Raw genomic sequence first — 12,777 nt, forward strand, 5'->3', positions numbered from 1 at the left:
GTCAGCTGCAGGGTCTGAACAGTGGAACCAGCAGGTAAAAAAAGCCCGCAGTAATTGCGGGCTTTGTGATCAGGTCAGTGCGTCGGTGACGCTCTGCAATATCTGTCAGTTCTGAAGCAGGGAGATATCGGCTATCTTCAGGAACTCATTACGCAGCTGATTCAGCATGGTCAGACGGTTCACTTTCAGGGCTTCATCCTCAGCCATCACCATGACGTTGTCGAAGAAGGCATCGACCGAATCACGCAGGGTTGCCAGCTCTGACAGGGCTTGCTGATAATCGCCGGCTGCAAAGACAGGGGTCAGTTTAGCGGTCACTGCTTCCACGTCTTTCGCCAGGGCTTTTTCAGCATCTTCAACCAGTAACTGACTGTCAATTGCTGCAGCTAATTCACCGTCAAATTTCGCCAGGATATTACCGACCCGCTTATTGGCCGCAGCCAGCGATTCAGCCGCATCCAGAGAGCGGAAATGACTGACGGCTTTAACACGCTTATCAAAGTCAGCCGGAGAGGTCGGGCGACGGGCCAAAACGGCCTGAATCACATCAACCGTGTGGCCTTCATCCTGATACCAGGCACGGAAGCGGCCCAGCATGAAATCAATCACATCGGCTTCGACGTTATGATTCGTCAGCTTATGGCCAAACAGCGTTTTGGCCTTGGCAATCATATCAACCAGATCCAGCTGATACCCTTTTTCGACCATGATGCGAAGAGCACCCAGCGCCGCACGGCGCAGCGCGAACGGGTCGTTGGCACCTTTAGGATGCTGTCCGATACCGAAGATACCGACCAGGGTGTCCATTTTGTCAGCCAGTGCAACTGCAGCCGCGACATCAGAACCCGGTAGACTGTCACCGGCAAAGCGTGGCATGTACTGCTCGTTAAGTGCGACGGCAACGTCTTCGTGTTCGCCGTCCAGACGCGCATAGTGCATGCCCATGACGCCCTGAGTATCAGTAAACTCAAAGACCATGGATGTCATTAGATCGCACTTCGACAGCAGGCCGGCACGCTCTGCGTGCTCAACATCGGCACCAATTTGCTGAGCGATGTAACCGGACATCGCGGTAATACGATCGGTTTTGTCACGCAGGGTGCCCAGTTGTTTCTGGAACAGGACGCTGTCCAGTTCGTGCAGGCGATCCACCAGCGGACGTTTACGGTCGGTGTTAAAGAAGAATTCAGCATCCGCCAGGCGAGGGCGAACGACTTTTTCGTTCCCTTCAATAATGTGGCGTGGCTCTTTCGACACGATGTTCGACACGAAGATGAACTTCGGTAGCAGCTTGCCGTCTGCGTCGTAGACAGGGAAGTATTTCTGGTCACCTTTCATGGTGTAAACCAGGGCTTCGGCCGGTACGTTCAGGAATTCTTCTTCAAAAGAGGCGGTCAGTACCACTGGCCACTCGACCAGAGAGGTGACTTCTTCGACCAGCTCGTCTTCCAGATCGGCGGTGCCACCAACAGCGATAGCTGCTTCTTTTGCACCCGCGATGATTTGGGCTTTACGGGTTTCGTAATCAGCGATGACTTTACCGCGCTCTTCAAGAATCGCAGGGTACTGATCGGCATGCGCGATACTGAATTCCGGTTCGCCCATGAAACGGTGGCCGCGGATAGTACGTGCCGACTCGACACCCAGAATTGTGCCCGGGATCAGCGCGTCATTGAGCAGCATCACCAGGGTTTTTACCGGACGGATAAATTGCGTGTCCTTATCGCCCCAACGCATTGGTTTCGGAATCGGCAGCTTTGCCAGTGCCGCTGCTGCCAGTTCGCACAGCAACTCGGTTGCAGATTTGCCTTTGACGGCTTCTTTGTACAGTAACCATTCGCCTTTGTCTGTCTGCAGACGTTCGGCCTGTTCAACCGTAATACCATTGCCGCGCGCCCAGCCCTGAGCAGCTTTGGTTGGGTTACCGTCGGCATCAAAAGCGACACTGACCGCCGGGCCGCGTTTCTCAACCACTTTGTCAGCCTGGCCTTCGGCCAGTGCGGTGACTTTCAGCGCCAGACGACGTGGTGCGGCGTACCATTTGATATCCTGATAAGCCAGCTCTGCGGTATTCAGTTCAGCCGCAAAGTTTTCGGCAAAAGCTTCAGCGAGCGTGCGCAGGGCTTTGGGTGGCAGCTCTTCCGTACCCAGTTCAATCAAAAAATTCTTGTCAGCCATGCGTGATCCTTACTTGTCTTTTTTACACATCGGGAAGCCAAGTGCTTCACGTGAGGCATAGTAGGCTTCAGCCACTTGCTTGGTCAGGTTACGGATGCGCAGGATATATCGCTGACGCTCAGTCACCGAGATCGCTTTACGGGCATCCAGCAGGTTGAAGGCATGGCCAGCTTTCAGAATACGCTCGTAAGCCGGCAGCGGCAGAGGCTGTTCCAGCTCCAGCAGTGACTTACATTCTTTCTCGCATTGATCAAAGAAGGTGAACAGGAAGTCGACATCCGCGTATTCAAAGTTGTAGGTCGATTGTTCTACTTCGTTCTGGTGGAAAATGTCACCGTAGGTCACTTTCCCTAAGGGGCCGTCAGTCCACACCAGATCATAAACAGAATCGACGCCCTGAATGTACATGGCCAGACGCTCAATCCCGTAGGTGATTTCACCGGTAACCGGTTTGCATTCCAGACCACCGACTTGCTGGAAGTAAGTGAACTGAGTGACTTCCATACCGTTCAGCCACACTTCCCAGCCCAGACCCCAGGCACCCAGCGTCGGGTTTTCCCAGTTGTCTTCCACAAAGCGGATGTCATGCACCTGGGTGTCAACGCCCAGTGCTTCCAGCGAACCCAGGTAAAGTTCCTGAATGTTGTCCGGCGATGGCTTGATGATCACCTGGAACTGGTAATAGTGCTGCAGACGGTTCGGGTTCTCACCGTAACGGCCGTCAGTCGGGCGGCGAGAGGGCTGCACATAGGCGGCCGCAATCGGCTCCGGGCCGAGAGCGCGCAGGCAGGTCATTGGATGCGAGGTCCCTGCACCCACTTCCATATCCAGCGGCTGCACGATCGTACAACCTTGCTGGCCCCAGTAATCCTGAAGCGCCAGAATCATGCCCTGAAAGGTCTTGATGTCGTATTTTTGCATTGTCAGCTTCGCGAGATCCGTTGATATAAGTAGAAAAGATAACAATCGAGTATACCTTGGGTCGCCTTGAGGGAGTAGGGGCCGCGCGCGTTTTTTGTGCATAACGGTATCGAATGTAAATTTTTGTCATCAGGCTTCCGCTATAAGCAGAAACAGGGTAAAAAAATTGACAGGTTTTTGATATCTGCCGCCTCTACTTGACTACAATGCAGCAGGATAATGCTGAGCGGAAAAGGCGTTCCGCGGGCAAACAGACAATTTATCGGGGAAAGAACATGCAACAACAAAATTCAGCAACATCACGTAAGTGGGTACGCGCTATCCTTTTGGCCGGTGTTACCTCTATGGTAGCGACGGGTTGTACCACAGTTAACCCTTATACGCGTGAAGATCAGACGGCCAAATCAACCAGCGGAGCACTGATTGGTGCCGTTGCAGGTGCGGCTATCGGTGTGGCTTCGTCGAGCAAAAGTGACCGGGGTAAAGGTGCCCTGATTGGTGCGGCTTCCGGCGCAGCGCTGGGCGGGGGTGTCGGCTATTACATGGATGTGCAGGAAGCAAAACTGCGTCAGCAACTGGAATCAACCGGCATCAGTGTGACGCGTGAGGGCGATCAGATTGTGCTGAACATGCCAAACTCCATCACGTTTGGTGTCGACCAGTCGAATCTGAGTCAGCAGGCGATGAATGCGTTGCAAAACGTGGCTCTGGTGGTGAAGGAATACGATAAAACCCAGCTGAATGTTTATGGTTTTACCGACAGCACAGGGTCTGAATCTTATAACCTGCGCTTGTCTCAGGTTCGTGCCAGCGAAGTCAGCAACTACCTGGTTCGCACAGGCGTAGCGGCGCAGCGAGTGCTGGCAAAAGGCATGGGAGAAGCGCATCCGATTGCTTCTAATAGCAGTGATCAGGGACGTGCGCAAAACCGCCGTGTTGAAATTGTATTGAGCCCGACAGCGTCTTAATCACACAATTAAAATCAACATCATCAAGAGGGAAGCATTGGCTTCCCTTTTTCGTCACTTGATTCCGGTTGCCATTCTGGCTATCATGCGACCTCCTTTGGGGAGTAGCCTTCCGTTCTGACGGAACAATCATCAACATAATTGAAGCAAAATCTTCATGGTGATTGTGACTGACCATTACTCCGGTCAGTTTGGCGAGACCATAGGCAAATCGACATGAACCGGGGTGGGGCGTGTCTGTTTGTCTTTGGTTAGCATAATAATCCTCGCCCCAATGAGCATGTCGTGAGCATTTTAGCTGTTTCTATTACAACGGTTGCCCTGGCTGAAATTGGGGATAAAACCCAATTGCTATCCCTACTGCTTGCCAGTCGGTACCGTAAACCTGTTCCCATCATTCTGGCGATTTTCCTGGCGACTTTGGCCAATCATGCTTTGGCTGCCTGGTTGGGGGTGGTTGTTGCAGATTACTTATCGCCTGAGATTTTAAAATGGGTGCTGGTCGTCAGTTTTGTGGTGATGGCGGGCTGGATTTTGATCCCGGATAAACTGGATGACGATGAGACCATTTCAAACCGGGGTCCGTTTGTTGCCAGTTTCATTGCATTTTTTATTGCAGAAATCGGCGATAAGACGCAGGTGGCAACCACCATGCTCGGAGCCAAATACCATGACGGTCTGATGCTGGTTGTACTGGGCACCACGATTGGGATGTTGCTGGCCAATGTGCCTGTGGTTCTGATTGGTAAGCTGTCTGCCGATAAAATGCCGCTGGGGCTGATTCGCAAAGTGACTGCCGGATTATTTATTTTGCTGGCACTGGGCGCAGCATTCGGCCTGTAAGGTGAAAAAATGTGTCGGTCATTGAACCAGCGCAATGAAAATGTCATCAGGCAGCGTTAGGCTGCCTGATTCATTTTATGCCTTGCCTTTTTGAATCAGAAAACGGTATGGCAGTGACTCTGTGTCTGCGGCCAGCAGGGTATGATCCATAAACCGACAGAAACTCGGGATATCCCGCGTTGTGGAGGGATCATCGGCAAGCACCAGCAGTGTTTCGCCCTCAGCCATTTTGCGGACCGTTTTACGCACCATCATGACAGGTTCCGGACAACGCAGTCCTTGTGCCTCCAGGCTGAGAGTGGCGGAATCAAAATTCGTGTTCATCGTGAAACCATATCGTAAATGAGACCTAGATCATACTCATGGAGATTAAATAATCAACCAGGGGTTGGCAAAGGTAACAATTATGTGTAACTTAGTTAACAACTTGTTAACCAATTTGTCATCGCAGGGAGGCGGAGATGATAACTCAGATGGATAGACTGACTATTTACTGTGTGCTGTGCTTTATCGCTTTCTGCTCGATTGTACTGCGCAATGCAAACGATTTAACTCTCTTTTCGCTGGCGGGCTTGGTCGCCGCGGCGATTGGACTCTGGCTCGAGCTCTCTCATTCTCCTGAGCTCGAAGAAGAGGAAAGCTAACTTTCACATCTACTACACTCCCCAGTTTTCTTGGGCTTCCCCGCTTTTATAGCGGGATTTTTTTTATCTGAATCAAAGTAAACGCCACCGTTTTGGTGGCGTTTGTGGTCGGGCTGAGTCTTGATTGAACCTGATTAGTCCGTGAGCTTGACCAAGGTACGTCCCGTCACCTGACCCTTGATGATGGCTTGGGCGAATTCTGGTACTTGTTCCAGAGAAATGGTCTGGCCGGCCTGCTGATAAAAACTGGCCGGAAGTAACTGACTCAGGCGCTGCCAGGCTTGCTGACGTTTTCCAACAGGACAGTACACTGAGTCAACGCCCAACAGGCGTACATTGCGCAGAATAAAAGGCATGACAGTGGTCGGCAGATCAAAGCCACCGGCCAGCCCGCAGGCCGCAACCGCGCCGTTGTAATCCATTTGGGTCAGCACTTTGGCCAGCATGTTGCTGCCCACAGTATCGATGGCACCCGCCCAACGTTGTTTCTCTAACGGCTTAGCCGGTTCTTCCAGTTCACTGCGTTCAATGATGGACTCGGCACCGAGCTGTTTCAGTAGTGCTGCATTTTGGGCGGCGCGGCCGGTAACCGCTGCAACGCGATAGCCCAACCTGGACAGCAAAGTCACGGCAACGGAGCCGACACCACCGCTGGCACCGGTGACCAGAATCTCGCCAGACTCAGGTGTGATACCCGCATCTTCCAGTGCCTGGACACAGAGCATCGCGGTTAAGCCGGCTGTCCCGATAAACATTGCCTGTTCGGCGTTTAAACCTGCGGGCAGGGGCACCAGCCAGTCGGCTTTCACGCGGGCCTGCTGAGCCATGCCGCCCCAGTGATTTTCACCGACGCCCCAGCCGGTCAGTACCACAGGATCGCCCGCCTGGTAGCGGCTATTACTGGAAGTGATGACAGTCCCGGCAAAGTCGATGCCCGGCACCATGGGAAACTGACGGATAATTTTGCCAGCGCCTGTGATCGCCAGGCCATCTTTGTAATTGAGCGAGGAATACTCGACTGCGACCGTGACATCGCCTTCCGGAAGCTGGTTGCTGTCGATGTTGCCAATATGAGCCTGAGTCGTTTTGTCTTGCTGGTTGAGGATCAGTGCCTTAAACATTACGGTTCTCCATGCTGGAAATAAGCGTCTGTCTGTAATTGTAATGAGTCAGGATGTCTCATATCTGAACGTAAGACAAATTTTTGTCTGATTGTTGATATAAAAAAAGCCCGCGACTGGTGCGGGCTGAATCGGTGTGGTGATAACGGATTAGTCGTCGACCCGCTCAAAGATGGTCGCAATGCCCTGACCCAGGCCGATACACATAGTCGCCAGGCCGTATTTCACATTCTGATGTTCCATCAGGTTGATCAGTGTGGTGGAGATACGGGTACCGGAACAACCCAGCGGGTGGCCCAGTGCAATGGCACCGCCGTTGAGGTTCACTTTTTCATCCATGGCATCCAGCAAACCCAGATCTTTGGCACATGGCAGAGACTGAGCGGCAAAGGCTTCGTTCAGCTCGATCATGCCGATATCCTCGATCGTCAGACCGGCACGTTTCAGCGCTTTTTTCGACGCCGGTACCGGGCCGTAACCCATGATCGACGGATCGCAACCGGCGACCGCCATTGACTTGATGCGGGCACGAATACGCAGTCCCAGTGCTTTGGCTTTGCTTTCGCTCATGATCAGCATGGCTGAAGCGCCGTCAGACAGGGCTGAGGATGTACCGGCTGTCACTGTACCGTTGGCCGGATCGAACACAGGGCGCAGACCGGCCAGACCTTCAACTGTGGTTTCAGGACGAATCACTTCATCATAGTCGAAGACTTTCAGGATGCCGTTCTCGTCATGACCTTCGGTCGGCAGAATTTCATTTTTGAAGCGGCCTTCAACGGTCGCGGCATAAGCGCGCTGGTGAGAGCGTGCCGCGAATGCATCCTGCTGCTCACGGCTGATGCCGTGCATGCGGCCCAGCATTTCAGCGGTCAGACCCATCATGCCGGCAGCCTGAGCCACAGACTTAGACAGACCAGGATGGAAATCAACCCCATGGTTCATCGGCACGTGGCCCATGTGTTCCACACCGCCGACCAGGCAGATCTCGGCATCACCGACCATGATGGCACGGGCGGCACTGTGCAGTGCATCCATCGAAGAACCGCACAGGCGGTTAATGGTGGTGGCACCGACCGTGTGCGGAATACCGGCCAGCAGCGCTGCGTTACGGGCAACGTTGAAGCCTTGCTCCAGAGTTTGTTGGACACAGCCCCAGTAGATATCTTCAATGGCTGTCGGGTCCACCTGAGGGTTACGCTCCAGCAGGCCTTTCATCAGGTGTGCAGACAAATCTTCAGCACGTTTGTTACGGAAAGCACCGGCTTTTGAACGCCCCATCGGGGTACGGATGCAATCAACAATTACGACGTTATTCATGTATGTGTTCCTCGTCCTTAAGCGTTTACTGGTGCGTTGTAATAGCTTTCGCCTTTAGCGGCTTTTTCACGAAGACCGGCAGGGACTTCGTATACGGCGCCCAGGTGGGCAAACTTGTCTGCCATTGCGACATAGTTGGCCAGGCCGATTGAATCCAGGTAACGGAACACACCGCCGCGGAATGGAGGGAAGCCCAGGCCGTAGACCAGTGCCATGTCGGCTTCTGCCGGTGTTGCGATAATGCCTTCTTCCAGACAGCGCACCACTTCGTTAATCATAGGCACCATGGTACGGGCGATGATGTCTTCATCACTGAAATCAGCGGCACGGCTGACAACAGGGGCCAGCAGCTCAGCCACTTCGGGTGCCAGATCTTTCTTCGGCTTGCCTTTTTTATCGACCGAGTAGGCATAGAAGCCTTTGCCGTTTTTCTGGCCCAGACGCTGGCTTTCGAACATCACGTCGACTGCATCTTTGTAGTCTTTACCCATGCGCTCCGGGAAGCCTTCGGCCATCACAGCCTGAGCATGGTGCGCGGTATCGATCCCGACCACGTCCAGCAGGTACGCCGGGCCCATCGGCCAGCCGAATTTCTTCTCCATGACTTTATCGACTTTGGTGAAGTCGGCGCCGTCACGCAGCAGCAGGCTGAAGCCGGCAAAGTAAGGGAACAGGACGCGGTTGACGAAGAACCCTGGGCAGTCGTTGACCACGATCGGGGATTTACCCATTTTGGCCGCGTAAGCCACCACGCGCGAAATGGTCTCTTCCGAGGTATGCTCACCGCGGATAATTTCAACCAGCGGCATGCGGTGCACCGGGTTGAAGAAGTGCATGCCACAGAATTTTTCCGGGCGCTTGAGCGATTTCGCCAGCAGGTTGATTGGAATGGTCGAGGTGTTCGAAGTGATCACCGTATCTTCGCCGACACGCGCTTCCACTTCCGCCAGGACAGCGGCTTTCACTTTCGGGTTTTCAACCACAGCTTCAACAATCACATCGGCTTCTTCAATGCCGGCGTAATGCAGGGTTGGCTGGATGGATGCCAGAATTTTTGCCATTTTCAGGCCGTTCAGTTTGCCGCGCTCCAGCTGCTTGTTCAGCAGTTTAGAGGCTTCATTCATCCCCAGATCCAGCGAGGGCTGAGCGATGTCTTTCATCACAACCGGCACACCTTTCAGTGCAGACTGGTAGGCAATGCCGCCACCCATAATACCGGCACCCAGAACGGCAGCGCGCTGGGTGTCTTTGCCTTCTTTAGCCGCTTGCTTCGCTTTGCCTTTGATGTACTGATCATTGAGGAAAATGCCGACCAGCGCCGGTGCCACTTCACTTTTCGCCAGTGCGACAAAGCCTTTGTTTTCGACTTTCAGCGCGTCGTCGCGGCTCATGCCTGCAGCTTCTTCAATACACTTAACCGCAGTGATTGGCGCAGGATAATGCGGACCGGCCACCTGCATGACCATGCCTTTGGCCATCGTGAAGCTCATGGTCGCTTCAATTTTGTTGAGTTTCAGTGGTGCTTTTTTCTGCTCACGGCGTGCGCGCCATTCCAGCTTACCGGCAATGGCATCTTTGAGCATGGTCAGCGCAGCGTCGCGCAGGGCCTCTGGTGCCACAACGGCATCTACAATCCCAAGTTTTAAGGCTTCATCGGCTTTTTTGGCTTTACCGCCAGCGATGATATCCATGGCCGGATCGGCGCCAATCAGGCGAGGCAGACGTACGGAGCCACCCCAGCCAGGCATAATACCCAATTTGGTTTCTGGCAGGCCTACCAGTGCAGTTGTGTCTGCCACGCGCATGTCAGTTGCCAGCACGCACTCACAGCCGCCACCTAATGCAAAACCGGTAATCGCGGTAATGGTTGGGACCGGGATGTCTTCCAGGCGGTTAAAAATGACATTGGCTTCTGCCAGCCAACTGGACAGTACATCAGCGTCTTGGGTCATGATGTCAGGAAATTCGGTGACGTCCGCACCAACAATAAAGGCGGATTTACCGGAAGTCAGGATGACGCCTTTCAGTTCATTTTGCTGATACAGCGCGTTGATAGCTTCACTGAGGTTTTCCAGGGTCTTACGATCAAGCTTGTTGACGCTGCCTGGCGCATTGAAGTTGATTTCCGCAATGCCATCTTCCAGATAGCTTACGGATAGGGTTTCACCTTGGTAAATCATGTTCTATCTCCGTGAATACCGGTTCATTGCCGGTTTGATTTTGACTGGTTTGGCCTCCAACCAGGTTAAAGATTAGTCTGAACCTGTTGCAAATGGATTTCAACACCTATTTTAAACAATTGTTTAAACTTTGATATGGGTATGTAACTGATGTGGGCCGGCATCACTTGTTTTTGGCTGACCCATGGATAACTGACATCGATATTGTGTTCTTTTTATGCATAATTTCAGTTGCTTGTGAGATTTGTTAACAGGGTTCCGCTTTGGCTGCATGGTGAGCTTTTATTCATATATAGCTCACGAAAATGATAACAATGGCGTTACCCGTTGAAATGTGTGCGGGCTGTTGCGAACGATCTGCCAAACCTATTTTCATGACCTGAATCGAAAAGCAAGGTCGACAGACGGCGCTTTGTGGTTCGCTGTGAATCTGTGAGCGCGTTTATGCTATTCTTGCGCCTTTGTATGGCGTGACGTGAGCAGGCAAAATGGATCAGGCTCCTTATCTAATACCAGCGGAACCCGTTGTTTTCGAACAAGAGATCAAAAAAAGCCGCTTTATTACCTATTTAGCCCATACACCCGGTGCGGAGGCGGCGAAAGCCTTTGTTCAGGACATCAAATCACGGCATGTGGATGCACGGCACAATTGCTGGGCCTTCGTGGCTGGCCGACCTGAAGATTCCATGTCGTGGGGATTCAGTGATGACGGCGAGCCCTCCGGAACGGCGGGTAAACCGATGCTGGCCCAGCTCAGTGGCAGCGGGGTTGGGGAAGTCACGGCCGTTGTCACGCGCTATTATGGTGGTATCCGGCTGGGGACGGGCGGTTTAGTGAAAGCGTATGGTGGCGGGGTGCAGCAGGCGCTTGCAGTGCTCATCACCAAAGAAAAGGTTATTACTTCACCACTTTATGTCCGCTGTGCGTATAATCAGGTGCCTTTACTGGAGGCTGTGCTCGCTGAGCATCATGCTGAAGTGCAGAGCGCTGACTACGGGGTGGATGTCACCATGAACATTCTGCTGGATGCTCGCTTGGCCGAAACATGCAAGGCAGTGCTGATCAATCGCAGTGGCGGCCGGATTGTGATTCAGGACGCAGACAATATTTTGAAGAACTACAAGTGAGCGCCCGCTAGATTATGCAAATTCGTTCCATTATCCGTATCGTTGGCCTGCTACTGGCGCTATTTAGCGTCACTATGCTGGTCCCGGCCCTTATCGCCTTGCTGTACCGTGACGGTGCAGGTTTCCCTTTCGTGGTGACCTTCTTTATTTTGCTGGCGGGCGGGGCGGCACTCTGGCTGCCCAACCGGCATCACCGGCGGGAACTGAAAGCCCGGGATGGATTTCTGATTGTGGTTTTATTCTGGACCGTTATCGGCAGCGCCGGTGCTGTGCCTTTTATTTTGTCGAAAAACCCGGACTTATCCTTTACGGACTCATTTTTTGAATCTTTCTCCGCCCTGACGACGACCGGGGCAACTGTGATTGTCGGGCTGGACGCTTTGCCGAAGGCGATTCTTTTTTACCGTCAGATGCTGCAGTGGTTTGGCGGTATGGGGATCATTGTGCTGGCTGTGGCCATCTTACCTGTCTTAGGGATTGGTGGGATGCAGCTTTATCGCGCTGAAATTCCGGGGCCGGTCAAAGACAGCAAGATGACCCCGCGGATTGCTGAAACCGCCAAGACGCTCTGGTATATCTATCTAACCCTGACGGTTGCCTGCGCGGGTGCTTTCTGGCTGGCCGGGATGGATCTCTTTGATGCCATAGCACACAGTTTTTCGACTGTCGCGATTGGCGGCTTCTCTACCCATGATGCCAGCATCGGCTATTACAACAGTACTGCCATTAATATGGTTACTGTGGTCTTTCTTTTGATCTCCGCCTGTAACTTTTCATTGCACTTTGCGGCGTTCTCCAACCGTGGCCATAACCTTCGGACCTATTGGCGGGATCCCGAATTCAAGGCTTTTCTCGTCATACAGCTGATCCTGCTGTTGATTTGCTACGGCATGCTGATGAAGCACCAAACCTATGATACCTGGTGGGCCACTCTGGATCAGGCGCTGTTCCAAACTGTCTCTATTTCAACGACAGCCGGTTTTACCACCACAGGGTTTTCTGAATGGCCGCTGTTTCTGCCTGTGTTGCTTTTGTTCTCTTCCTTTATCGGCGGCTGTGCCGGATCCACGGGCGGCGGGATTAAAGTAATTCGCGTACTGCTTTTGTTTCTGCAAGGGGTCAGGGAGCTCAAGCGCCTGGTGCACCCGCGTGCTGTCTACACCATTAAAGTCGGAAATAAAGCTTTGCCACAACGGGTGGTGGATGCGGTCTGGGGATTCTTCTCCGCCTATGCGTTGGTGTTTGTAATTTGCATGCTGGTGCTGGTCGGGACGGGCATGGATGAGCTGACCGCATTTTCTGCAGTTGCGGCCACTCTCAATAATCTGGGTCCGGGGTTAGGGCAAGTTGCCGTTCATTTCGGAGAGGTGAACGACGCGGCGAAGTGGACATTAATTGTCGCTATGCTGTTTGGGCGCCTTGAAGTCTTCACTTTACTGGTTTTATTCACCCCGACATTCTGGCGAAACTAAGGA

The 12,777-nt window shown here is 53.0% G+C and carries 11 protein-coding genes and 1 riboswitch; of the genes, 5 read left to right on the top strand and 6 right to left on the bottom strand.

What is annotated here, in order from left to right; genetic code table 11:
* Positions 1–105: 105 nt before the first annotated feature.
* On the bottom strand, positions 106–2,178 hold the full coding sequence (gene glyS, locus LN341_RS00060; protein WP_234203780.1) for a glycine--tRNA ligase subunit beta: 2,073 nt from the start codon (positions 2,176–2,178) through the stop codon (positions 106–108).
* 9 nt (positions 2,179–2,187) lie between these two features.
* On the bottom strand, positions 2,188–3,099 hold the full coding sequence (gene glyQ / locus LN341_RS00065; RefSeq protein WP_027251759.1) for a glycine--tRNA ligase subunit alpha: 912 nt from the start codon (positions 3,097–3,099) through the stop codon (positions 2,188–2,190).
* A 275-nt stretch (positions 3,100–3,374) separates the two neighbouring features.
* Between glyQ and LN341_RS00070 the strand changes: the two genes are divergently transcribed.
* Positions 3,375–4,067 (top strand): OmpA family protein, encoded by a 693-nt coding sequence (locus tag LN341_RS00070; RefSeq protein ID WP_234203781.1) that lies wholly within the window; start codon positions 3,375–3,377, stop codon positions 4,065–4,067.
* A gap of 91 nt (positions 4,068–4,158) precedes the next feature.
* Positions 4,159–4,326, top strand: a riboswitch (yybP-ykoY riboswitch).
* Between the two features lie 26 nt (positions 4,327–4,352).
* Positions 4,353–4,910, top strand: coding sequence for a TMEM165/GDT1 family protein (locus LN341_RS00075; protein ID WP_046222074.1), 558 nt, complete (start codon positions 4,353–4,355; stop codon positions 4,908–4,910).
* Positions 4,911–4,985: 75 nt separating this feature from the next.
* Here LN341_RS00075 and tusA read toward each other — a convergent pair whose 3' ends face one another.
* The gene (gene tusA / locus LN341_RS00080) at positions 4,986–5,234 is read right to left on the bottom strand and encodes a sulfurtransferase TusA (protein WP_046222073.1); all 249 of its coding nucleotides are present in this window, start codon (positions 5,232–5,234) and stop codon (positions 4,986–4,988) included.
* Between the two features lie 149 nt (positions 5,235–5,383).
* Between tusA and LN341_RS00085 the strand changes: the two genes are divergently transcribed.
* Positions 5,384–5,554, top strand: a complete 171-nt coding sequence (locus LN341_RS00085) for a hypothetical protein (RefSeq protein ID WP_370643668.1) — start codon at positions 5,384–5,386, stop codon at positions 5,552–5,554.
* A gap of 134 nt (positions 5,555–5,688) precedes the next feature.
* Here the strand turns inward: LN341_RS00085 and LN341_RS00090 are convergent, their stop codons facing one another.
* From LN341_RS00090 to fadB, 3 genes are all read right to left on the bottom strand, one after another.
* Entirely contained in the window at positions 5,689–6,675 is a 987-nt protein-coding gene (locus LN341_RS00090; protein WP_234203782.1) for an MDR family oxidoreductase, read from the bottom strand.
* Between the two features lie 150 nt (positions 6,676–6,825).
* Positions 6,826–7,995: an acetyl-CoA C-acyltransferase FadA gene (fadA, locus tag LN341_RS00095; RefSeq protein ID WP_234203783.1), complete on the bottom strand. Its 1,170-nt coding sequence runs from the start codon at positions 7,993–7,995 to the stop codon at positions 6,826–6,828.
* Positions 7,996–8,012: 17 nt separating this feature from the next.
* Complete coding sequence (gene fadB, locus LN341_RS00100) at positions 8,013–10,175, bottom strand: fatty acid oxidation complex subunit alpha FadB (RefSeq protein WP_234203784.1); 2,163 nt, start codon at positions 10,173–10,175, stop codon at positions 8,013–8,015.
* Positions 10,176–10,663: 488 nt separating this feature from the next.
* On the opposite strand from fadB, the gene LN341_RS00105 reads away from it, so the two are divergent.
* Complete coding sequence (locus tag LN341_RS00105) at positions 10,664–11,302, top strand: YigZ family protein (RefSeq protein ID WP_046222069.1); 639 nt, start codon at positions 10,664–10,666, stop codon at positions 11,300–11,302.
* Between the two features lie 14 nt (positions 11,303–11,316).
* Positions 11,317–12,774, top strand: coding sequence for a TrkH family potassium uptake protein (locus tag LN341_RS00110; RefSeq protein WP_046222068.1), 1,458 nt, complete (start codon positions 11,317–11,319; stop codon positions 12,772–12,774).
* Positions 12,775–12,777 lie beyond the last annotated feature (3 nt).

Source organism: Photobacterium sp. TLY01 (assembly GCF_021432065.1).
Lineage (GTDB): Bacteria > Pseudomonadota > Gammaproteobacteria > Enterobacterales > Vibrionaceae > Photobacterium > Photobacterium halotolerans_A.

Coding starts and splice junctions, on each gene's coding strand:
- glyS (WP_234203780.1), bottom strand. CDS start 2,178: ATGGCTGACAAGAATTTTTTGATTGAACTGGGTACGGAAGAGCTGCCA.
- glyQ (WP_027251759.1), bottom strand. CDS start 3,099: ATGCAAAAATACGACATCAAGACCTTTCAGGGCATGATTCTGGCGCTT.
- LN341_RS00070 (WP_234203781.1), top strand. CDS start 3,375: ATGCAACAACAAAATTCAGCAACATCACGTAAGTGGGTACGCGCTATC.
- tusA (WP_046222073.1), bottom strand. CDS start 5,234: ATGAACACGAATTTTGATTCCGCCACTCTCAGCCTGGAGGCACAAGGA.
- LN341_RS00085 (WP_370643668.1), top strand. CDS start 5,384: ATGGATAGACTGACTATTTACTGTGTGCTGTGCTTTATCGCTTTCTGC.
- LN341_RS00090 (WP_234203782.1), bottom strand. CDS start 6,675: ATGTTTAAGGCACTGATCCTCAACCAGCAAGACAAAACGACTCAGGCT.
- fadA (WP_234203783.1), bottom strand. CDS start 7,995: ATGAATAACGTCGTAATTGTTGATTGCATCCGTACCCCGATGGGGCGT.
- fadB (WP_234203784.1), bottom strand. CDS start 10,175: ATGATTTACCAAGGTGAAACCCTATCCGTAAGCTATCTGGAAGATGGC.
- LN341_RS00105 (WP_046222069.1), top strand. CDS start 10,664: ATGGATCAGGCTCCTTATCTAATACCAGCGGAACCCGTTGTTTTCGAA.
- LN341_RS00110 (WP_046222068.1), top strand. CDS start 11,317: ATGCAAATTCGTTCCATTATCCGTATCGTTGGCCTGCTACTGGCGCTA.